The sequence below is a fragment of the Stenotrophomonas sp. SMYL8 genome (genome assembly GCF_036320065.1).
GTDB classification, from domain to species: domain Bacteria; phylum Pseudomonadota; class Gammaproteobacteria; order Xanthomonadales; family Xanthomonadaceae; genus Stenotrophomonas; species Stenotrophomonas maltophilia_A.
In genome coordinates this window covers 152704-174117 of record NZ_JAWIRR010000005.1, presented here as the reverse complement: position 1 = coordinate 174117, position 21414 = coordinate 152704, and the positions used below count along the sequence as shown (strand labels likewise).

Genomic DNA, 21414 nt, shown 5'->3' with positions numbered 1-21414 from the left:
GGTCAGGTTCCGTCGCTTATCAGGAAAATGGCGTACACGTTTTCGGTGTAGGTGATGGGGCCGGCTTCGATGGATTCGCGCAGGCGTGAGCCAGTGGTCTCGATCATGTCCATCTGCGCCGCAGGTGACGGCGGCGATGGCGGTGTCACCATGTCGTCGCTTCTGGGCCAATTGCCCGCCTGCACGCCATAGGCGAAGTTCGGCGCCACATCGGAGATGCTGTACAGCCCGATCAGCTTCGTGCCGTAGGCATTGGCAAGGCCCTGCGCGGATTGGCGCGTCGACGCGGCGGCCTCACCCTTGAGTTCGCGCCGCAGCGCCACTTCACCCGAGTAGGTCGGGGCCACGCTGCTGACCTGCAGGTTCTCGTTGGCCTTCAGTGCACCCAGCACGTCCTGCATCGCCTTCACGCTGGCGAAGCTGGCACGCAGCTGGCGCGACACGCGGGTGCCGACGAAGACCTGCCGGTTCTGCTCATAGCGGGTTGCCGGGCCGATCCGCAGATTGTCCGCACGCACGCTGCCCTCCACCGCCTTGTGCTGCTTGAACAGCGCCAGCACGCGCGCGACGTTGTCCTGCACGCGGCGGCGCGCGGCGTCGGCATCCATGTCGGTCTCTTCGATGTTCAACTGCAGGCCGAACCGGTCGGGCATCACCTCGCGGCGCGCCTCGCCCTTCACCAGCAGGTGCGGCTGCGAGGGAATGGTATTGGCCTGCGCCCACGCAGACGGGGCCATCGTGGCCAGCAGCGACGACCACAGCAATGCGCTCAGCAGCTTCATGCGGTACTCCTTGTCTTGAACGGGAACGGCGGAACGACCACGGCGCAGCGGCCGTGGCGAGGCAGGCTTACAGGCCCTTGGCGGCCTGGGCGACGGCGCGGAACAGCGCGCGGCCCTTGTTCATCGTCTCGTCCCATTCCTTGTCCGGGTCCGAGTCGTAGACGATGCCGGCGCCGGCCTGCACATACAGGCGGCCATCCTTGATCACGGCTGTGCGGATCGCGATCGCGGTATCGGCATCGCCGTGCCAGCCGATGTAGCCGATGCTGCCGGCGTAGACATTGCGCTTGATCGGTTCCAGCTCGCGGATCACTTCCAGCGCGCGGATCTTCGGCGCACCGCTGACCGTGCCGGCCGGGAAGGTGGCACGCAGCACGTCGGCATAGCTCAGGCCCGGCTGCAGCTGCCCGGTCACTTCGCTGACGATGTGCATGACGTGGCTGTAGCGCTCGATCACGAACTGCTCGCCCACTTCCACGGTGCCGGCCTTGGACACGCGACCGGCATCGTTACGGCCGAGGTCGATCAGCATCAGGTGCTCGGCGCGCTCCTTCGGATCGGCCAGCAGCTCGGCTTCCAGCGCCAGGTCCTGCTCGACAGTGGCACCGCGCGGCCGGGTGCCAGCGATCGGGCGCACCGTCACTTCGCCATCCTGCAAACGCACCAGGATTTCCGGCGAGGAACCGACCACCTGCAGGTCGCCGACATCGAGGAAATACATGTAGGGCGACGGGTTCAGTGCACGCAGCGCACGGTACACATCCACCGGGCGCGCTTTGAACGGCACGCTCAGGCGCTGGCTCAGCACCACCTGGAAGATGTCGCCGGCACGGATGTATTCCTTGCTGCGCTGGACCGCATCGACGAAGCCTTCGCGGGTGAACCCGGAGACGAAATCGGACTCGTCCAGCACGTCGCTGTTGAGCGGTGCGGGATAACCAGCCCCCGGTGCGCGCAGCTTGGCGGTCAGTGCATCCAGGCGCGCCTGCGCCTGCTCGAAGGCACCGTCGACACGCGGGTCGGCATGCACGATCAGGTACAGCCGGCCCTTGAGGTTGTCGAACACCGCCAGCTCGTTGGAGTCCAGCAGCAGGATGTCCGGCGTGCCCAGCTCGTCGCGGCCGGCCGGCGGGGCCAGGCGCGGTTCGATGTAGCCGATGCACTCGAAACCGAACCAACCGACCAGGCCACCGGTGAAGCCCGGCAGGCCTTCCAGCTTGGGCACCGAGTGGGCGCTGCGCAGCGCCTCGACTTCGGCGAACGGGTCGGCCACCTCGCGGGTGTCCACCACCTGACCATCCTCGCGCACGGTCAGCGTGTGGCCATGGAAGGCATACACGCGGCGCGCCGGCAGGCCGATGATCGAGTAACGACCAAAGCGCTCGCCGCCTTCGACGGATTCAAACAGGTAGGTATTGGGGCCGTCGGCGAGCTTCAGATAGACCGAAAGCGGCGTGTCCAGGTCGGACAGCACTTCACGGACGACGGGAATATGGGTGTGGCCTTCAGCGGCCTGCTGCAGAAACTGAGCGTGCGAGTTCAAGACGACTTTCCTTCCGGGACACAGCGTTATGGGGGCGGACGACGGCAACGGGCCACCATCGCCACCAACGGCGTGCGGAAGAAAGGGTATGCGGGGTCGTCAGGCTGGACACCCCCTGACTGTATCGCAGCCGGGGCGGGAGGGGAACCCCGTCGCGGCGTCGCGGTTCATTCGGCCATTAGCCCATCCGCCGGGCGTTCTCCTGGGCCTCCAGCCCCTGTTGCTGGGCCAGTCCGGCTGCCGTCGCCTGTTCGCGACCGGTGTTCAGGGCGTCAACCTGCGCCGTGCTCACGGCCAGCGGCTGGGCCATGCCGGCCGCTACGTCCACATGCGCATGTCGGCGGTGGGCCGCCTGCAGATCCGGGGTGTCGACCGCGAATGCCCGCGTGCGGTCGTCACTGAGCAGCACATGGGAGATGGCCTGCAACCCTTCGCGCTTGGCCTGCACAGCCAACGCCCCGGCCAGCTGATCGCTCTGCAGGTTCGGGATGCGGCCATGTGCCACATCGAGGCCGTGCACGCCGGTCTGCGCGCCCTTGAACAGATGGAAATCGATGTGCCCCGGATCGTTCAGCGCGGGCATCTTCGCGCCCCCCTCCTGCAGCTGCGCATGCGGCCGTCCAAGCAGCTTGCGCGCGGCCGCCTCCTGGCTCGCGATTGCCGCGTCGAGACTGGGGTTCATCGTCTCGCTCATGCCATGCCGGTCCACCGACTCCCCCATGGTCGCGCTGCCGCGCCCGATCACCCACGACGTCTTGGCCAGGTTGACCAGGTTCTGCGGCAGTGCCGGCGTGGGCAGGTGCGTGGCAATGCCCTTGTTAGCCATCGCGCCCAGCCCGACGGTGCCGGCCAGCACGGCCGGCGCCTGCGAGGTCAGCCCGGTGATCTGATGGCTGCTCCAGTTCATGCCCATGTGGAAAGTCGCGCCGTACACGGCATAGCCGTTGCGCAGCCCATTGGCCACGCCATGCACGCCCTGCTGCAGCTGGCCGCCCAGATGATGGCCGCCGGCACGGATGCGGCCGGCATCCGCCGCCGCTTCACGGGTGGCTTCACGGGCCTTGGTTTCGTGTTGATTGCGCGCCGCATCACCGTGCTCACGCATCTGTCTGGCCATGTCGTCGGCACCGAGCGCACCCAGCACGCTGGCCCCGATGTTCCAGCCGTAACTGCCCTTGGCCTGCACGCGGTGGCTGACCGATTCGACCAGACCCTGCAGCTCGCGACCCTTGGCAATGACCGTCGCACCGCCTTCGATGCCCACCCGCATGCTCTTGCCACCGTAGTCGACCACGGTGCCGATCGCATTTCCCTGCAGGGTCGACGCACGCTCGACGGCCACGCCGGACAAGCTCATGCCCCGGCCCGCCAGCGCGCCGACCTGCTCGACATGTTCACCGGCAACCCGTCCGGCACGCATGCCGCGCGCACCTGCGATCAGCACCTCGGCCAGCGGGCCACCGTATTCGGCAAGCTGGCTTGGCGCTTCTCGATGGCGGCGGTCCACCACCTTTCCGTTCACTTCGGTCTTGGCGTCCAGCAACAGTTCCATCCTGCCCGCGGCCACCGGAACATTGCGCAATGCCTCTGCCCCGGATTTCGACGCCAGCTGGTCAACCAGCTGGGCCGTGGCCGTCTGCGCACCCGCCGGCATCATCTCCTGCAGCTTGCGGGTAACCATCTGCTGCACGCCGGGCTGACGCAGCAGCTGGCTGGTCTCGCTGGCCAACAGGCCAAAGCCCTGCCGGTGATGCTCGTTGAGCCGCTTCAATCCGTTCTGCACATCGTTGAGCACTTCACCCGACGTCTGGTAGGTGTGCACCGTGTCGCGCGTGTTGAACACCGGCAATCCGTGGGATTTTGCGTAGCGATCGGCGGTGGCCGGATGCAGCCCCGCCGAATTGAAGGTGGTCGCACGTACACCGGTAACCGCCGAAGCGGCAGAGGCCATGCCGCCGCCAAGCGAATGACCGGCAAGTTCAAACTGGGTACCAGAGGTCTTCAAGCGACTCGCCAGTGCCATGGCCCGATCGTAGTAGTCGCTCTGCATGCCTACGCCCTGGCGTCCATTGTTGAGGAAATCCTCGCCTCCGGACTCACGCCGCCCGCCTTTCGCCCGGGGATCGATGATTTCGCCCGTTGAGCCCTTGAACACCAGCACCGGCTTGGCGTCATCACCGAACACCCTTTTGTCCGGAATGTAGATCTCTGCGCGAAAACCCGAGTCGTTCGGCCGCATCAGCTTCTTCAGGTCGGCCGCTCCCAGGCTGATGCCCGCCGCTTTGAGCGTGTCCGGGTCGGTCACGGCACTGGCTCGCGTCCACCCGACCGGCGGCTCACCTTTGCCCTTTGCCGAGGCATACACATCATCAGCAAGCGAACCCAGCTCGCGGGCGTGATAGGTCTCGCGCAAGCGCGCCGCCTCGGTGGCATGTCCACCTCCCTGCAGTTGCTCGACCAGGTGCTGCTGCGCCTGGACGCTCTTGGCGCGGGCCTGCAACAGGCGTTCCTGCTGCTCGGGATCGTGACCGCTCATGGCAGACTCCATTGCTCATCAGTGAAGACACGGTCATCCAGGACCTGCTGGAATGACCACGGCCAACGCTATCATCCCCCGAACGCGTCCATGTCAAGGGATCACATGCACCGTCACCCTCACAGTTCCTTTACGCCATTTTCCTGCCTGGCGCTGATGCTGCTGATGCTGCTGAGCGCCTGCGCGCGCACGTCTTCACATGGCGCGGAGCGCTATTTCGAGGGCAAGGCACTTGAACTGGCCATCGCCGCCGAACAGGGTGATGCAGCGACGATCACGCGCCTGATCAAGACCGAAGGCGTGAACCCCGACAAGGAGTTCTCGGAGCAGGATGGCATTCCGCTCATCGCGTGGCCGTTGCGCGCACAGAACCTGGAAGGCCTGCGCGCGATGCTCGACAGCGGCGCCGACCCGAATGCACGGCGTATTGAAACGCTGGACGGCGAGACGTTCCGCCACAACAACGCCATGGTCTATGCCGCGAAGATGGACGATCCGCGCTACCTGGCCCTGCTGCTGGATCATGGCGGCGACCCGGACACGCGCACCTCCAATACCGAAACGCTGCTGTTCCAGGCTTTCATTTCCGGCAACCTGTGGAAGAACATCCAGCTGCTGGTGGAGCGAGGCGCGCACGTCAACGAATCCAACATCGGCCAGGCCGATACCGTTCTCAGCTGGTACACCGGCCGTGGCGGCTTCGAGCAGGCCTACTGGCTGCTTGAGCATGGTGCGGACCCCACGATTGCATCGCCGTCATCGGCGCAACCAGGCGCGCCCGATCGGATGGCCATGGTCGAAGCCATCTACTGGGAAATCACCACACCGGACCTGCTGCCCTGGCAGAAGAAGTGCCAGCAGTGGCTGATCGATCACGGCATTGCCCGGCCGCCGCTGCCGCAGTACATCCGCGAAAAGCGTGAAGCATTCGGGTTCCCGGCGAAGGAGCAGGACATCCCCCCGTTGTAGGACTTCCGGTCCGGCTCAGCGCGGCTCGGACAACAGGGCACAGCCCACTGGCAGGTGCATCCGCACCCTGCCCGGCACGCACGCGATGCGGAACTGGCGCGCCTGTACCGGTTCGCCGTCCAGATTGAGCGTCAACGGACGCTCGGATTCCACCTGCAGCCACGGCAGGCGCGCGCGCGTCGCCAGTTGTTCCAGCGCGGCCTGGGTGCCGGACTTCAGCATCTGACCAAGCGTGGCGGTGACTTCACCTTCCAGCTCCGGAAGCAACGTCACGTCCAGCTGCCCATCATCGATCAGCGCCTGCGGGCACAATTGCTGGCCACCACCAGCCTGGCGGCCATTGCCGATGCCGAGCGCGATGAAGTCGCCTTCCCACGCGAAATCCGGGCCCGACAGGCGCGCATGGATCGGCTCGATCCGCCCCAGCTTGGCAATGCCGGTGATCACGTAGGCCAGCCCGCCCAGCATCTTCTTCAGGCCGGCATCGGTCTCCACCGTCACCTGCGTGCCGAAGCCACCGCTGGCGAGGTTGGCGCACCACCATTGCGTGCCATCGGCGTCCACGCGCAGCAGATCGATGGCATGCGGCGTGGCCTGCCCGATCAAGGCCAAGGCCGCCTTCGGCTCGGTCGGGATGCCGGCCGCAGTCGCGAAGTCGTTGGCGGTCCCCATCGGGATCAGCGCCAGCGAGGGCAACGCATCTGCCGGCTCCTCACGATGCGCCAGTGTCTCGGCCACCGCGCTGAGCGTGCCGTCGCCACCGGCGGCCACGATCACGTCCACGCCATGATCGATCGCCTCGGCCACGTAGCGTTCGGCGTCACCGTCTTCCCAGGTCACCCGCACTTCCAGCTGCACGCCCTGCCCACGCCAATGACCGACCGCGTCGCGCAGCTCGTCATTGCCTGCGGATTTTCCGTTGAGGATCAGGCGCCAGCGCGGGGTGGTCATGCGGTGCTTCCAGGACGGGGGTGGCACAGGCTAGCAATGCGCCGTTTGTCCGCAGTGAATGTCACGCAGGTGTCATTCAGCTGCTGGAGAATGGAAGGCCATAGCAGGGACGACGGATGGAGGCAGGATCAGCCTCCCACGCATGCAGCGAGGCCACGCCAGTGATTGGCGTGGCTTTTTTTTGGAGTTCACAGGGAGTGCGAACCAAGGTTCGCACCCACCAGGCTGCGGTTCGCACACACCGGGTTGCGGTTCGCGCACACCAGGTGGGTAGATCCACGCCATGCGTGGATGCACTTCGCCTCAACCGTTGGCGAAATCGTGCAATGCCTGGCCCTGCAGCCGGTACACGGTCCACTCGTCCTGCGGCGCGGCGCCAGCGGCGGTGTAGAACTCGATGGCCGGGGTATTCCAGTCCAGCACCGACCATTCGAAACGACCGCAACCTTCGGCCACGGCCTGGCGTGCGATGTACTTCAGCAGCGCCTTGCCGGCGCCTGCGCCGCGCTTTTCCTGGCTGACATACAGGTCTTCCAGGTAGATGCCCTTGCGGCCCAACCAGGTGGAGTAGTTGTAGAAATACACGGCGTAACCAATGGGCTCGCCGTCGGCTTCGCAGATCAGCGCGCGGGCCGCGGCATCGGCACCGAACAAGCTCTCGGCGATGCCGATCTCATCGGTCTGCACCGAATGCTCGGCCTTCTCGTAGATGGCCAGTTCGCGGATGAACTGCAGGATCAGACCGGCATCGGCCACAGTGGCCGGACGGATGTTCAACAGAGCCATGGGCGGAAAAGGGAGACGGAGGGAATCAGGCGAGCTTAATCCCCTCCGTCCCTTTTTTGTCAGCGTGCCGCAGCGACATTCGCGCGCATCTGCGCGATCACGTCCTGGTAGCTGGTCTTGGCGTTGAAGATGGCCGAACCGGCGACGAAGGTGTCGGCACCGGCCGCAGCGATCTCGCCGATGTTGTCGGCCTTCACGCCGCCGTCGATCTCCAGGCGGATGTCCTTGCCGCTGGCATCGATCATCTTGCGCACCACGCGCAGCTTGTCCAGCGCCGAGGGAATGAAGGCCTGGCCGCCGAAGCCCGGGTTGACCGACATCAGCAGCACCAGATCCAGGTCGTCCAGTACCCAGTCGAGGATGTCCACCGGGGTGGCCGGATTGAGCACGATGCCCGGCTTGCAGCCCAGCGAGCGGATCAGCTGGATGGTGCGGTGCACGTGGCGGCTCGCTTCCGGGTGGAAGCTGATGTAGGTGGCACCGGCTTCGGCGAAGTCCGGGATGATGCGGTCCACTGGCTCGACCATCAGGTGCACGTCGATCGGCGCGGTCACGCCGTGCTTGCGCAGCGCCTGGCAGACCATCGGGCCGATGGTCAGGTTCGGCACGTAGTGGTTGTCCATCACGTCGAAGTGGACCCAGTCCGCGCCGGCGGCGAGGACGTTGTCGACTTCCTCGCCGAGGCGGGCGAAGTTGGCGGACAGGATGGAGGGGGCGATGAGGCAGTTGGACATGGCCGGGCCTTGCAACGGTAGGAAAGAGGGTCAGCGCTTGCGCAGGGTCTTGATGCGGTCGTAGGCGGCGTTGATCCGCCGCGACTTCTGCTCGGCCTGCTGCTGCAGCTCGGGGGCCGCGCCGCCGAGCTTGTCGGGGTGGTACTGGGAAATCAGCTTGCGGTAGGCGCGCTCGACCTCGGCATCGGTGGCCTCGGAGGTCAGCCCCAGCTCCCGGTACGGGTTCTCCTTGTTCAGGCGGAACCAGTCCGAATCGAAGGCATGGCCAATCAACAGGCCGACCACCGCGCCAAACAGCGGATTGGGCCGGAACAGCAGGGCGCCGGCGATGAATCCGAGCAGTTTTCCGTACCAGCGCATGGCGCTCCGGGGTCGGCCGACGAAATGGACGCTCATTTTACGTCACAGCGGGCCCGGACGGCTTTACACTAGGCCGCCCGCTGGTCAGCGGGCCCGCCGGGTCCGCTGGGCAGCCGTATCGACAACGCCCCAGGAGTGCCCGTGCCAACCACGCTGTTGCAATCCGATCTCCCCGGCCTGCCCTTGCGCCATCGCGGCAAGGTGCGTGATGTGTTCGATATCCCGCGCGAGCGGCTGCCAGCAGGGACCCCGCCGGGCGACTACCTGCTGATGGTGGCCACCGATCGCCTGTCGGCGTTCGACGTGGTCCTGCCCGACCCGATTCCGGGCAAGGGCGAGATGCTCTGCCAGGTCTCCAACTTCTGGTTCGCCAAGACCGCGCACCTGATGCCCAACCACCTGACCGGCATCGACGTGGCCAGCGTGCTGCCCGAAGGCGTGGACCCGGCCCTGTACGCCAAGCGCGCGGTGGTCACCCGCAAGCTGAAGCCGGTGCCGGTGGAAGCGATCGCCCGCGGCTACCTGATCGGCAGCGGCTGGAAGGACTACCAGCGCACCGGCAAGGTCAGCGGCATCGACCTGCCCGACGGCCTGCGCCAGGCCGAGCAGCTGCCCGAGCCGATCTTCACCCCTTCGACCAAGGCCGCCGTGGGCGACCATGACGAGAACATCGATTTCGATGCGATGGTGAAGCAGGTCGGTGCCGAGATGGCCGAGCGCGTGCGCGATGCCACCCTGCGCATCTACAAGTTCGCCGCCGAGTACGCCCGCGAGCGCGGCATCATCCTGGCCGATACCAAGTTCGAGTTCGGTACCGACGCCGATGGCCGCCTGTACATCATGGACGAGATGCTGACGCCGGATTCCTCGCGTTACTGGCCGGCCGACGAGTACGAAGTGGGCACCAGCCCGCCGAGCTACGACAAGCAGTTCGTGCGCGATTACCTGGAGACGCTGGACTGGGGCAAGACCGCCCCGGGCCCGACCATCCCGGCCGAGATCATCGAGCGCACCCGCGCCAAGTACGCCGAGGCGCTGCAGCGCCTGGCCGGGATCAGCGTCGACTGATGACCTGCGCCCCCCGCCGGTCTGGCTGGGGGCGTTCTGAATGCGGTACTGCCGGCCGCTGGCCGGCAACCTCGCAAGCCTGCAGCCAGGCATGGCCTGGCTCTACTGACGGTTGCCTGGGGTGGTGCCGGCCGCTCGGCCTCCACGGACGGTGGCGGGGGGTGGGCCCGCCCGGGGGCCGGCAACCTCGCGAACTCGGCTATGCTCTGGATTGCCGGCCAGCGGCCGGCACTACCGTTGTCCGAGGAAGCAACGCAGCATGCAGACATCCACCGAGCTTGCGCGGCCGATCGACCGCTATTTCGCCAGCTACTCCGACGACCACCGCAATCTGATCAACCAGCGCATCCACGTGGTGGCGGTGCCGGCGATCCTGTGGTCGGTGGTGGCCCTGCTGTGGTGCCTGCCGCCGCTGATCACCTGGTTCCAGTACGGCATCTGGTCGGCGTTCGCGATGTTCAGCGCCTGGTGCTTCTACAACAAGCTGTCGCGCCCGCTGGGCATCGGCATGCTCATCCAGTTCTTCGTATTCGGCTGCCTATGCCGCCTGCTGGAGGCCGAGATCGGCCTGCACAACCTGTTCTGGCTGGCGGTGGGTGTATTCGTTGTGGCCTGGATCGCCCAGTTCATCGGTCACAAGTTCGAGGGCCGCAAGCCCAGCTTCCTGACCGACCTGACCTACCTGCTGATCGGCCCGGCCTGGGTGATGGCCAAGTTCTACCGCAAGCTCGACTGGCGCTACTGACCTGCCCGTGGCCGACGGTGCCCCTCGTTTCCTGAACGGGCAGATTCCGTCACCCGCACTCCACGACGGCCCTGCCAGCCTGCACCGGTGATCCGTTCCCCACCTCCCGCCCGTCGACGGCAGCCCCTGTGCGACAGGGCCTGCGGTCTCCCTGCGTGGGCGTAGGGTGTCCCCCTAGGGCAACCGGGGAGGGACCGCAGCAACGTGATGCTGCGCTGCAGAAAAAATGAATCAGCGGACGTTACATGCAATTGATCGCTGTTCGATGGGTTTCGGCGACATTTCGCAGCCTGTTATCCTCCCTGACCTGCTCGTGAATCATGGATTCCCTGCATGCTCCCCAGCCTGCCCCTGCTGCTGGCCCTGCCGTTCCTGATGGCAGCGGCTGTTGCGGCCTTCCCCCGTAGTTCGCGCTCGACTGCTGCCTGGCTGGCGGCGCTGGCGCCGTTGGGCGGGCTGGCCATCCTCGGCTGGCTGACCCCGTCGGTGCTCGACGGCCAGGTGGTGCGGACGATGGTCCCTTGGCTGCCGCAGATCGGCCTGGACTTCACCCTGCGCCTGGACGGCCTGGCCTGGATGTTCGCCGGGCTGGTGCTCGGCATCGGCGCGCTGGTGGTGCTGTATGCGCGCTACTACCTGAGCCAGCAGGACAACGCCCACCGCTTCTACTGCTACCTGCTGCTGTTCATGGGCGCCATGCTGGGCATGGTGCTGTCGGGCAACCTGCTGTTGCTGATGATCTTCTGGGAAATGACCAGCATCAGCTCGTTCCTGCTGATCGGCTTCTGGTCGCACCGCCAGGACGCCCGCGAAGGCGCGCGCATGGCGCTGGTGATCACCGGCGGCGGTGGCCTGGCCCTGCTCGGTGGCGTGCTGCTGATCGGCCGCATCGTCGGCAGCTTCGACCTGGACGTGGTGCTGGCCGCCGGCGAGCAGATCCGCGCCAGCGCGCTGTACCCGTACGCACTGTTCCTGGTGCTGGCCGGCATCTTCACCAAGAGCGCGCAGTTCCCGTTCCACTTCTGGCTGCCGCACGCGATGGCGGCGCCGACCCCGGTCTCGGCCTACCTGCATTCGGCCACCATGGTGAAGGCCGGTGTGTTCCTGCTGGCGCGCCTGCACCCGGCGCTGGCCGGCAGCGACCTGTTCTTCTACACGGTCAGCGGCATCGGCGCGCTGACCCTGCTGATCGGTGCCTGGAATGCGATCTTCCAGCACGACCTGAAAGGCCTGCTGGCGTACTCGACCATTTCCCACCTAGGCCTGATCACCCTGCTGTTCGGCCTGTCCACGCCGATGGCGGTGGTGGCCGGCGTGTTCCACATCCTCAACCACGCCACCTTCAAGGCCTCGCTGTTCATGGCCGCCGGCATCATCGACCACGAAACCGGCACCCGTGACATGCGCAAGCTGGGTGGCCTGCGCAAACTGATGCCATTCACCAGCGCGCTGGCGATCATCGCCTCGCTGGCAATGGCCGGCATCCCGCTGCTCAACGGCTTCCTGTCCAAGGAAATGCTGTTCGCCGAAGCCATTACCGCGGGCGGACCGGGCATCATGCGCGCGGCCGTGTCGATCGCGGCGCTGCTGGCCGGTGTGTTCGGCGTGGCCTACAGCCTGCGCTTCGTGCACGACACCTTCTTCGGCCCCGGCCCGCGCGACCTCGACCGCGTGCCGCATGAGCCGCCGCGCTGGATGAAGGTGCCGGTGGAACTGCTGGTGGTGATCTGCGTGGCGGTGGGCATCGCCCCGGCACTGACCGTGGCGCCAGTGCTGCATGCCGCTGCGGCCTCGATCCTCGGCAACGCCATGCCCGAGTACAGCCTGGCCGTATGGCACGGCTTCAACCTGCCGCTGGCGATGAGCGCGATCGGCGTGGTCGGTGGCGTGGCGCTGTACTTCGGCCTGCGCAAGCTGATCAACCTGCACGGGGTGGAAACCCGCACCACCGGCCGCAACGTGTTCCATGCGCAGCTGGATGCCCTTTCCGCGCTGGCCATGCGCCTGACCAACGGCATCGCCAATGGCAGCCTGCAGCGCATGCTGCTGGGCCTGGTGCTGGTGGCGATCGTGGTCGCCGCCGCGCCGTTCGTGGCCAACCCGGCCTCCCCGAACTGGACCGCGCCGCAGCCGATCCCGCTGCTGGGCTGGGTGCTGTGGCTGGTGATGATGGCCTGCGCCGTTGCCACCCTCCGTGTCTACAAGCAGCGCCTGCTGGCGGTGCTGCTGGTCGGCGGCGTCGGCCTGATGGTGGCGCTGACCTTCGTGTTCCTGTCCGCACCGGACCTGGCGCTGACCCAGCTGCTGGTGGAGATGGTGACCCTGGTGCTGATGCTGCTGGGCATGAACTACCTGCCCGCGCAGTCCGGGCCGGAGCGGCCGCGCTGGCGCAAGCGCCGCGATGCGGTGATCGCGATCATCGCCGGCGCCGGCCTGGGCGCGCTGGCTTATTCCGCCATGACCCTGCCGCCGAACACCATGGCCGGCGAGCTGCTCGCCCGTGCCCTGCCCGAGGCCTATGGCCAGAACGTGGTCAACGTGATCCTGGTCGACTTCCGCGGCTTCGATACCTTCGGCGAGATCACCGTGTTCGGCATCGCCGCGCTGGTGGTGCACGCGCTGCTGCGGCGTACGCGGATGGCGCCGGAGCAGATCATGCCCGGCCCGCCGATCAAGCTGCCGGTGCCGGCCGACCTGGCGCAGATCATGTTCCCGCTGACCCTGACCGTATCGATCTTCCTGTTCCTGCGCGGCCACAACGCGCCGGGCGGTGGCTTCATCGCCGGCCTGGTGCTGGCGGTGCCGCTGCTGATCCAGTACGTGATCCAGGGCACCGCGTCGGTGGAGTCGCGCTTCGGCTTCGACTACATCCGCTGCATCGGCATGGGCCTGTTGATCGCCCTGCTCAGCGGCAGCGCGTCGATGCTGTTCGGCGTGCCGTTCCTGACCAGCGGCCACCTCGACCTGCACCTGCCGCTGATCGGCGACGTGCCGCTGGCGAGTGCGATCGGCTTCGACATCGGCGTCTATCTGGTGGTGTTCGGTGGCGCCATGCTGATGCTGTCGATGATGGGCACGATCAAGCCGTCGCGTACCCGCACTGCCCGCAAGGGTGAGATCGACCTGCAACGCCGTTCGGCACGCACCGGGGAGATGCACTGATGGAACTGGCCCTGGCTACCGCGATCGGCGTACTGACCGCGATCGGAATCTACCTGCTGCTGCGTGCGCGCAGCTTCGATGTGATCCTCGGCATGACCTTCCTGTCCTACGCCACCAACCTGCTGATCTTCGCCGGTGGCCGCGTGGTGCTGGGCAAGGCACCGGTGCTGCAGGAAGGCGTGGACAGTCACCTCGGCAACTACACCGACCCGCTGCCACAGGCGCTGGTGCTGACCGCGATCGTGATCGCCTTCGCGATGACCGCGGTCAGCATCGTGCTGGCCATGCGCAGCCGCAGCGACAACCACAGCGACCATGTGGACGCCCACGAGCCGGATGACGACCTGCAGGATGAGAGCGTGCTGCCGCGCCAGGGCGAGGACCGCGCATGAACCACCTGGTGATCCTGCCCATCCTGATTCCGCTGCTGGGTGCTGCACTGTCGCTGTTCGTCGAACACCGCCGCTATGGCCCCAAGGTGCAGCGCGCGGTGGCCTGGACTGCGCTGTCGGCGCTGGCGCTGGCGGTGGGCCTGCTGTTTGCCACCACCGCCACTGGTGAGATCAACGTCTACCTGCTCGGCGACTGGCCGTCGCGTCTGGGCATCGCGCTGGTGGCCGACCGGCTGTCGGCGTGGATGCTGCTGACCACCCTGCTGCTGGCCATTCCCTGCCTGCTGCATGCCTGCTCGGGCTGGGACCGCCGCGCTCCGCACTTCCATGCACTGTTCCAGTTCCAGCTGGTCGGCCTCAACGGCGCGTTCCTGACCGGCGACATCTTCAACCTGTTCGTGTTCTTCGAGGTGATGCTGATCGCCTCCTACGGCCTGCTGCTCAGCGGTGGCCGCGGCCTGCGCATGCGCATCGGCGTGCACTACGTGGTGTTCAACGTCACCGCCTCGACCCTGTTCCTGATCGCGCTGGGCCTGCTGTACGCCACGCTGGGTTCGCTGAACATGGCCGAGCTGTCGCAGCGCATCGCCGAGGTGCCGCCGGCGCAGCTGACCCTGGTGAAGGCGACGATGGGCCTGTTGCTGCTGGTGTTCTGCGCCAAGGCCGCGCTGATGCCCCTGTACCTGTGGCTGCCGGAAGCGTATTCGCGCGCACCGGCCGCCGTGGCTGCGCTGTTCGCGATCATGACCAAGGTCGGCCTGTACTCGGTGCTGCGCATCCAGATGCTGTGGTTCGGCGACGATGCCGGTGCGATGGCCGGCTATGGCCGCGACTGGCTGCTGTGGGCCGGCGTGGCAACGCTGGTGCTGGGCGGCCTCGGTGCGCTGGCCGCGACCCGCCTGCGCGTGCTGATCTCGTATCTGGTAATCGTCTCGGCGGCCACGCTGTTCATCGCCTTCTCGGTAGGCACGCCGCAGGTGCTGTCCGCCGGCCTGTACTACCTGCCACACAGCAGCTTCGTCGCCGCCGCACTGTTCCTGATTGCCGACCTGATCCGCCGCCGCCGCGGTGGCGCCAGCGACCGCAAGGAAGTGGTCGCGCCGATGCCGGGCAAGGAAACGCCGGCGGTGCTGTTCCTGATCGGCGCGGTGTCCGTGGCCGGCCTGCCACCGCTGTCCGGCTTCCTGGCCAAGGCCGCACTGCTGGCCGGCATGCCGGCGCAGTACACCGCCCCGGTGTGGACGGCGGTGCTGGTGAGCAGCCTGCTGGTGATCATGGGCCTGACCCGTGGCGGCATCCGCCTGTTCTGGCGCGTGCCGCCGGTCGAGGCCGATGCACCGAAGCCGCGCAAGGCACGCCTGCGCCGGGTCGAGCTGTACGCGGCCTGCATCCTGCTGGCCTACGGCATCGGCATGACCCTGGCCGCCGCGCCACTGATGCGCTACACCGACGCCACCGCCGCACAGCTGCTGCACCCCAGCGAGTACGTGCAGCAGTTGCGCGCGACCACGCCGGAGATCCGCCAGCCATGACCGCCCAGCGTTCCCTGTTCCGCCGCATCATTCCCTCGCCGATGCTCAGCATCATGGTGGTGGCGTTCTGGCTGCTGATGTCCGACAGCTTCACCCTCGGCCAGTTCGTGCTGGGGCTGGTGCTGGGCGTGGTGGTGCCGCTGTTCGCCGCGCGCCTGGACCGCGAGTTCGCCCGCATCGGTACCCTGCGACCGCTGCCCAAGCTGCTGTGCGTGACCCTGTGGGACATCCTGATGTCCAACATCCGCGTTGCCGTGCAGGTGCTGGGCCCGGAGAAGAACATCCATCCGGGCTTCATTTGGCTGCCGCTGGACATCGCCAACATCCACGGCATCGCGGCGCTGACCAGCATGATCACGCTGACCCCGGGCACGGTCTCGGCCGCGCTCAGTGACGACCGCAGGTTCCTGCTGGTGCACGTGCTGCACCTGGAGGACCCACAGGACCTGATCGATACGATCAAGCGCCGTTACGAGGCGCCGTTGATGGAGATCTTCCCATGACCGGTTTTGAAGTCATCCAGACCACGCTGGTGGTGTGCATGCACGTGGTCGGCCTGGCCATGCTGCTGGCCACCTGGCGCCTGCTGCGCGGGCCGACCGTGCCCGACCGCATCCTCGCGCTGGACACGCTGTCGGTGACCGCGATTGCCGAGCTGATGCTGTTCGGCATGTACCTCAACTCGCCGATCTACTTCGAGGCGGCGCTGATCATCGCCATGCTCGGCTTCGGCAGCACCGTGGTGCTGAGCAAGTTCGTGCTGCGCCGGGACATCGTCGAATGATCACCGCGATCCAGATCGGCCTGTCGATCCTGCTGCTGTTCGGCTGCTTCTTCATCCTGGTCGGTGCACTGGGCCTGGTGAAGCTGTCCACGTTCTTCAAGCGGCTGCACGCACCGACCAAGGCCAGCACACTGGGCGTGGGCTGCGTGCTGGTGTGCTCGGTGTGCTACCACATCTTTCTCGGCCAGGACCCGCAGCCGCGCGAGCTGCTGATCACCGTGTTCCTGTTCATCACCGCACCGATCAGCGCGCACATGATGGCCAAGGCCGCGCTGTCGCTGCTGATGGAAACCCGCCCCAGCCTGCCCGGCAACGAGCCGGCTGCTGAAGAGCAGCTGCCGCCGCCGGAACCGGTGCGGGAAGAAGAAACCACGCAGAACCGGTGAATCCGGTAGAGGCCGACCTTGGTCGGCGCTTTGTTTCCCCGAGTGCCAACCGAGGTTGGCAGCTACCGCATCATCAGTGGGTTGACCGATGGGTGCCGACCGTTGGTCGGCACAGAACCAACCGCATACACGCATGGCGTGGATCTGCCGACCGCAATGCCCGGTAGAGGCCGACCTTGGTCGGCGCTTTGCTCCCCGAGTGCCAACCAAGGTTGGCAGCTACCGCATCATCGGTGGGTGGACCGGTGGGTGCCGACCGCTGGTCGGCACGGAGCCAACCGCATCCACGCATGGCGTGGATCTACCGACCGCAATGCCCGGTAGAGGCCGACCTTGGTCGGCGCTTTGCTCCCCGAGTGCCAACCAAGGTTGGCACCCTCCGGGTGACCGGTGGTGGGTGCCGACCGATGGTCGGCACAGAACCAACCGCATCCACGCATGGCGTGGATCTACCGACCGCAATGCCCGGAGAGGCCGACCTTGGTCGGCGCTTTGCTCCCCGAGTTCCAACCAAGGTTGGCAGCTACCGCATCATCGGTGGGTGGACCGGTGGGTGCCGACCGCTGGTCAGCACGGAACCAACCGCATCCACGCATGGCGTGGATCTACCGACTGCAATGCCCGGTAGAGGCCGACCTTGGTCGGCGCTTTGTTTCCCTGAGTGCCAACCAAGGTTGGCAGCTACCGCATCATCGGCGAGGTGACCGGTAGGTGCCGACCTTGGTCGGCACGGAACCAACCGCATCCACGCATGGCGTGGATCTACCGACTGCAATGCCCGGTAGAGGCCGACCTTGGTCGGCGCTTTGTTTCCCCGAGTGCCAACCAAGGTTGGCAGCTACCGCATCATCGGCGAGGTGACCGGTAGGTGCCGACCTTGGTCGGCACGGAACCAACCGCATCCACGCATGGCGTGGATCTACAACGCCGGTGCGCCCACCAGCAGCAGCTCCAGCACGAACCAGCCCGCGAACGCGACCAGCAGGATCGCGCCTTCGCCGCGGCTGATCTTCAGGTCGCCGCGCAGCATGGGGTACAGCACCAGTGCGAAGGCCAGCAGCGCCGGCAATTCCAGGCGCACGAACGAGGCCGGCAGGGCCAGCGGCTGCAGTACCGCCATCGCACCAATCACCAGCAACAGGTTGACCACGCTGGAACCCAGCACGTGGCCCAGCACCATGTCGCCATGACCACGGCGTGCGGCAGCAATCGCGGTTGCCACCTCCGGCAACGCGGTACCGATCGCGACCGGCAGCAGACCGACCAGCAGCGGCGTCCAACCCAGTGCAGTACCGAAGTCCGCTGCGGCCCCCACCACCAGGCGTGCGCCCCAGTACAGGGCCAGCGCGGCGATGAGCACCCGCAGTACATTCAACGGCAGGCTGGTGCGGCTCAGTGCGGACTCGGCGATGGCTGCCTGCACCTCCGCACTCTCGCTGCGACCACGGCGCAGCAGCAGCACCTGCACCACGATGAAGCCGGCCAGCAGCACGCCGCCTTCCCAGCGTGCCAGGCCACCATCAAGACCGAACAGGATCAGCAGCACGCCGGCCGCCAGCAGCGACCACCACAGCACCGTCTGCAGGCGCGCGCGCAGCAGCAGTGGCGCAGCCATGGCCGCCACGGCCAGGGTCAGGCCCAGGTTGACGATGCTGCTGCCCACCGCGTTGCCCAGCGCCAGCTCCGGCTGACCGACCGCCAGCGCGCGCGCGTTGACCGCCAGTTCCGGCAGCGAAGTGGTCACGCCGAGCAGCAACAGGCCAGCCGTGAACGGACTGGCCCCGAAGCGTTGCGCCAGGCCGGACACGGCCTTGACGATGGAGTCCCCGCCCAGCGCCAGCAGCAGCAGGCCGAGCAGGAACCAGGCAATGGCAATGGCGATCATCGAGCACTCCCCCAGCGGTCGTGGCGCGATTCTACGCTGGCCCCGCGCGCATGGCTGGGCCGTGGATCAAGGATCAGCCACAGCCTTCCACATAATCGACCTGCGGCGTCTGCCCGACCCGCCACGCACCGACCCGGCCGTCCGCACCGAGCGCGAAGTCGATCACCGCCCCACCCTCCTGCGCCGGACGCACGCGCAGGTGCTGGGCCTTCTCGTCGTACTTGTCGGGGCCGACGTCACCGCGGTCGGGGTACAGCACCTGCAGCTCGCCCAGGGTCATGCCGACCTTGCCGCCGCCCGGTGCGATGATGGCGGCGCTGCGCACGTCGTAGCGCACCAGCTTGCGGCCCTCGATCATCAGGCGCGGGTCTTCGGCATTCTGCGGTCGCAGGAAATAGCAGCCATCGTTGCTGTCGTCGACCTGCAGCGGTTTGCCACTGGCATCGGTGCCCAGCCCCTGCAACGGCGCGCCGAAGCCACTGCGGACCTCAGCGATGCCGGCACCCAGCTTCGCGCCGGCGAAGCCCTCCAGGTGCGCGGGACTGTCCTCGCGGCGGTCATTGGCTGGACGGGCTGCCAGATCAGGATCCGTCGACTGCGCGGGCCCGGTAGCCGAGGCGGTTTCGGCCGGGGTATCGCTGCCGCTGCCGGCCGCCCCCTGCCTGTCGGAGCCAGCACTGCAGGCGGTGAGCGAAAGGAGCAACAGACCAGCAAGCGGAAGGTGCTTCATCGGTGCGGTTCCCTGGCACGAAGGTGGCTGCACGCTAGCCCATCCTGTGTGCAGGCGCTGCATTGTCATCGCGGTTTCATCGCCTTCGTTCAGGCTCGGCGAGCACCGACCTGGCCGTCCCTTCCATGCAACCGCGCAAGACCGATCTCGCCCGAACCGCGCTGCAGGCCCACCGCGCGCCGCTGGACATGCGCCAGCGCCGGCTGCTGATCCTTTGCGACGGCCAGCGCACCATTGCCGACCTGACCGGCCTGCTCGGCCAGGACGCACCTGCGATGGTCATCCAGCTTGTGCAGGCGGGGTACCTGAGCACTGGCGTCCCAGCACCGTCGCCCGCAACCGCGGTAGCGCCGGTGCCCACACCGCCGGCAGCCGCACCTGCAGCACTTGCTGCACCCGCGGTCGAACGCCGCCGCTCGCTGGTGGCCGCGCGCATCTATGTGCTGGGCATCCTGGAGATGCAGCGCCACCCGCAGGCGGCTGCACTGTTCCGCGACCTGCAGCAGGCGCGTGCGGAAGACGAGGTGCTGCAGCGGCTGCAGTCGGCGATGCAGATGCTGCCCGGGCTGACCTCGGACGGCTATTGCCAGCGCGTGCGCCAACGCCTGCTGGAAGCGCTGCCGCTGGAGCACTGCGACGCGTTCGCGGAGGTGGCGTAAGCGCAGGTTCCGGCGGAGAGCATCCACGCATGGCGTGGATGCGATCAGGATCCGTGCCGACCAAGGTCGGCACCCACCAAGCTAGCGGGACGACCGGAAGTTGTTGCGCAGGCCGTTCCAGCACTGCTGGTAATCGCCCTGGCGATGGCCGGCGGCCAGCGCCTGTGCGGTCGGGCGGATCACCGCGCGGGTCTCGAACATGAAAGCCATCGTGTCCTTGATCACATCGGCCTTGGACAGGTCCGCATTGGAGGCCTTGTCGAAGGTCGGCGCATCCGGACCGTGGCCGCTCATGCAGTTGTGCAGCGATGCGCCACCCGGCACGAAGCCTTCGGCCTTGGCATCGTAGGCGCCATGCACCAGGCCCATGAACTCGCTGGCGATGTTGCGATGGAACCACGGCGGACGGAACGTGTTCTGCGCCACCAGCCAGCGTGGCGGGAAGATCGCGAAGTCCATGTTGCTGGTGCCGGGCGTGTCGCTGGGCGAATGCAGCACCAGGAAGATCGACGGATCCGGGTGGTCGTAGCTGATCGAACCGATGGTGTTGAAGCGGCGCAGGTCGTAGCGGTACGGCGCGTAATTGCCATGCCAGGCCACCACGTCCAGCGGCGAATGGTCGATCGGCGCACGCCACAGGCGGCCCTCGAACTTTGCGATCAGTTCGAAATCACCATCGACATCCTCGAACGCCGCGTGCGGGGTTTCGAAGTCGCGCGGGTTGGCCAGGCCGTTGGACCCGATCGGACCGAGGTCCGGCAGTTTCAGCAGCGCACCGTAGTTTTCGCAGATATAGCCGCGGCTCGGGCCATCGGGCAGTTCGACGCGGAAGCGCACGCCGCGCGGGATCACCGCGATCTGCTGCGGCTCGATCTCGATCACGCCCAGCTCGGTCAGCAGGCGCAGCGCGCCCAGCTGCGGCACGATCAGCAGTTCACCATCGGCATCGTAGAAGTAGCGGCCGACCATGTCGCGGTTGGCGGCATAGAGGTGGATGCCCACGCCGGCATGCGCGTCGGGCGAGCCGTTGCCACCCATCGTGTACAGGCCTTCGACAAAGTCGGTCGGCAATTCCGGCAGCGGCAGCGGGCTCCAGCGCAGCTGGTTCGGCGAGGCCGGCTGTGCGCCGAAATCACACTGCAACCGCGACTGCGCGAACGGGGTGAACTCGCCATGGGTCACCGCCGGGCGGATCCGGTACAGCCAGCTGCGGCGGTTGCTGCCGCGCGGCGCGGTGAAGGCGGTGCCGGTCAGCTGTTCGGCGTACAGGCCGTGGGCCACCTTCTGTGGCGAGTTCTGCCCGACCGGCAGCGCGCCGGCGACGGCCTCGGTGGCGAATTCGTTGCCGAAGCCGGACTGGTAGCCGCGGGCGGTGATGGCGGGGGACATGGGAACTCCAGAGATTGCCGG

Annotated in this window: 20 protein-coding genes; 10 read left to right on the top strand and 10 right to left on the bottom strand. The window is 66.9% G+C overall.

Features of this window, described 5'->3' with window-relative positions:
* Positions 1 to 2: 2 nt before the first annotated feature.
* From V3B25_RS07015 to V3B25_RS07005, 3 genes are all read right to left on the bottom strand, one after another.
* Positions 3 to 782, bottom strand: coding sequence for an SIMPL domain-containing protein (locus V3B25_RS07015; protein WP_329810371.1), 780 nt, complete (start codon positions 780 to 782; stop codon positions 3 to 5).
* A 67-nt stretch (positions 783 to 849) separates the two neighbouring features.
* Positions 850 to 2325, bottom strand: a complete 1476-nt coding sequence (gene trpE / locus V3B25_RS07010) for an anthranilate synthase component I (RefSeq protein WP_201117515.1) — start codon at positions 2323 to 2325, stop codon at positions 850 to 852.
* 178 nt (positions 2326 to 2503) lie between these two features.
* Entirely contained in the window at positions 2504 to 4861 is a 2358-nt protein-coding gene (locus V3B25_RS07005; protein WP_154353458.1) for an XVIPCD domain-containing protein, read from the bottom strand.
* A gap of 105 nt (positions 4862 to 4966) precedes the next feature.
* Between V3B25_RS07005 and V3B25_RS07000 the strand changes: the two genes are divergently transcribed.
* On the top strand, positions 4967 to 5830 hold the full coding sequence (locus V3B25_RS07000; RefSeq protein ID WP_229301135.1) for an ankyrin repeat domain-containing protein: 864 nt from the start codon (positions 4967 to 4969) through the stop codon (positions 5828 to 5830).
* Between the two features lie 15 nt (positions 5831 to 5845).
* Here V3B25_RS07000 and yegS read toward each other — a convergent pair whose 3' ends face one another.
* From yegS to V3B25_RS06980, 4 genes are all read right to left on the bottom strand, one after another.
* The gene (gene yegS, locus V3B25_RS06995) at positions 5846 to 6781 is read right to left on the bottom strand and encodes a lipid kinase YegS (protein ID WP_329810370.1); all 936 of its coding nucleotides are present in this window, start codon (positions 6779 to 6781) and stop codon (positions 5846 to 5848) included.
* 303 nt (positions 6782 to 7084) lie between these two features.
* Positions 7085 to 7567 (bottom strand): GNAT family N-acetyltransferase, encoded by a 483-nt coding sequence (locus tag V3B25_RS06990; protein ID WP_329810369.1) that lies wholly within the window; start codon positions 7565 to 7567, stop codon positions 7085 to 7087.
* Positions 7568 to 7626: 59 nt separating this feature from the next.
* On the bottom strand, positions 7627 to 8301 hold the full coding sequence (rpe, locus tag V3B25_RS06985) for a ribulose-phosphate 3-epimerase (protein WP_032127160.1): 675 nt from the start codon (positions 8299 to 8301) through the stop codon (positions 7627 to 7629).
* A 30-nt stretch (positions 8302 to 8331) separates the two neighbouring features.
* Positions 8332 to 8661: a DnaJ domain-containing protein gene (locus V3B25_RS06980; RefSeq protein ID WP_005411327.1), complete on the bottom strand. Its 330-nt coding sequence runs from the start codon at positions 8659 to 8661 to the stop codon at positions 8332 to 8334.
* Between the two features lie 141 nt (positions 8662 to 8802).
* On the opposite strand from V3B25_RS06980, the gene V3B25_RS06975 reads away from it, so the two are divergent.
* The 8 genes from V3B25_RS06975 (at position 8803) to V3B25_RS06940 (ending at position 16730) form a co-directional block, all read left to right on the top strand.
* Complete coding sequence (locus V3B25_RS06975; protein WP_032127159.1) at positions 8803 to 9729, top strand: phosphoribosylaminoimidazolesuccinocarboxamide synthase; 927 nt, start codon at positions 8803 to 8805, stop codon at positions 9727 to 9729.
* Between the two features lie 259 nt (positions 9730 to 9988).
* The gene (locus tag V3B25_RS06970; protein ID WP_032127158.1) at positions 9989 to 10474 is read left to right on the top strand and encodes an Mpo1-like protein; all 486 of its coding nucleotides are present in this window, start codon (positions 9989 to 9991) and stop codon (positions 10472 to 10474) included.
* Between the two features lie 333 nt (positions 10475 to 10807).
* Complete coding sequence (locus V3B25_RS06965) at positions 10808 to 13636, top strand: monovalent cation/H+ antiporter subunit A (protein WP_329810368.1); 2829 nt, start codon at positions 10808 to 10810, stop codon at positions 13634 to 13636.
* On the top strand, positions 13636 to 14028 hold the full coding sequence (locus V3B25_RS06960; RefSeq protein ID WP_180845044.1) for a Na+/H+ antiporter subunit C: 393 nt from the start codon (positions 13636 to 13638) through the stop codon (positions 14026 to 14028). The genes V3B25_RS06965 and V3B25_RS06960 overlap by 1 nt, the downstream gene beginning before the upstream one ends.
* The gene (locus tag V3B25_RS06955; RefSeq protein ID WP_329810367.1) at positions 14025 to 15560 is read left to right on the top strand and encodes a monovalent cation/H+ antiporter subunit D; all 1536 of its coding nucleotides are present in this window, start codon (positions 14025 to 14027) and stop codon (positions 15558 to 15560) included. The genes V3B25_RS06960 and V3B25_RS06955 overlap by 4 nt, the downstream gene beginning before the upstream one ends.
* On the top strand, positions 15557 to 16063 hold the full coding sequence (locus V3B25_RS06950) for a Na+/H+ antiporter subunit E (protein WP_329810366.1): 507 nt from the start codon (positions 15557 to 15559) through the stop codon (positions 16061 to 16063). The genes V3B25_RS06955 and V3B25_RS06950 overlap by 4 nt, the downstream gene beginning before the upstream one ends.
* On the top strand, positions 16060 to 16344 hold the full coding sequence (locus V3B25_RS06945; RefSeq protein ID WP_005411334.1) for a K+/H+ antiporter subunit F: 285 nt from the start codon (positions 16060 to 16062) through the stop codon (positions 16342 to 16344). Before V3B25_RS06950 ends, V3B25_RS06945 begins: the two co-directional genes overlap by 4 nt.
* On the top strand, positions 16341 to 16730 hold the full coding sequence (locus V3B25_RS06940) for a Na+/H+ antiporter subunit G (protein ID WP_049401677.1): 390 nt from the start codon (positions 16341 to 16343) through the stop codon (positions 16728 to 16730). Before V3B25_RS06945 ends, V3B25_RS06940 begins: the two co-directional genes overlap by 4 nt.
* A 919-nt stretch (positions 16731 to 17649) precedes the next feature.
* On the opposite strand, the gene V3B25_RS06935 is transcribed toward V3B25_RS06940, so the two are convergent.
* Entirely contained in the window at positions 17650 to 18615 is a 966-nt protein-coding gene (locus tag V3B25_RS06935) for a sodium:calcium antiporter (RefSeq protein ID WP_032127153.1), read from the bottom strand.
* A 73-nt stretch (positions 18616 to 18688) separates the two neighbouring features.
* Positions 18689 to 19345, bottom strand: a complete 657-nt coding sequence (locus V3B25_RS06930; RefSeq protein WP_329810365.1) for a hypothetical protein — start codon at positions 19343 to 19345, stop codon at positions 18689 to 18691.
* Between the two features lie 125 nt (positions 19346 to 19470).
* Here V3B25_RS06930 and V3B25_RS06925 point away from each other — a divergent pair, with 125 nt between their 5' ends.
* The gene (locus V3B25_RS06925) at positions 19471 to 20004 is read left to right on the top strand and encodes a hypothetical protein (RefSeq protein ID WP_049422941.1); all 534 of its coding nucleotides are present in this window, start codon (positions 19471 to 19473) and stop codon (positions 20002 to 20004) included.
* A gap of 81 nt (positions 20005 to 20085) precedes the next feature.
* Here the strand turns inward: V3B25_RS06925 and hmgA are convergent, their stop codons facing one another.
* Positions 20086 to 21393: a homogentisate 1,2-dioxygenase gene (gene hmgA, locus V3B25_RS06920; protein ID WP_329810364.1), complete on the bottom strand. Its 1308-nt coding sequence runs from the start codon at positions 21391 to 21393 to the stop codon at positions 20086 to 20088.
* Positions 21394 to 21414 lie beyond the last annotated feature (21 nt).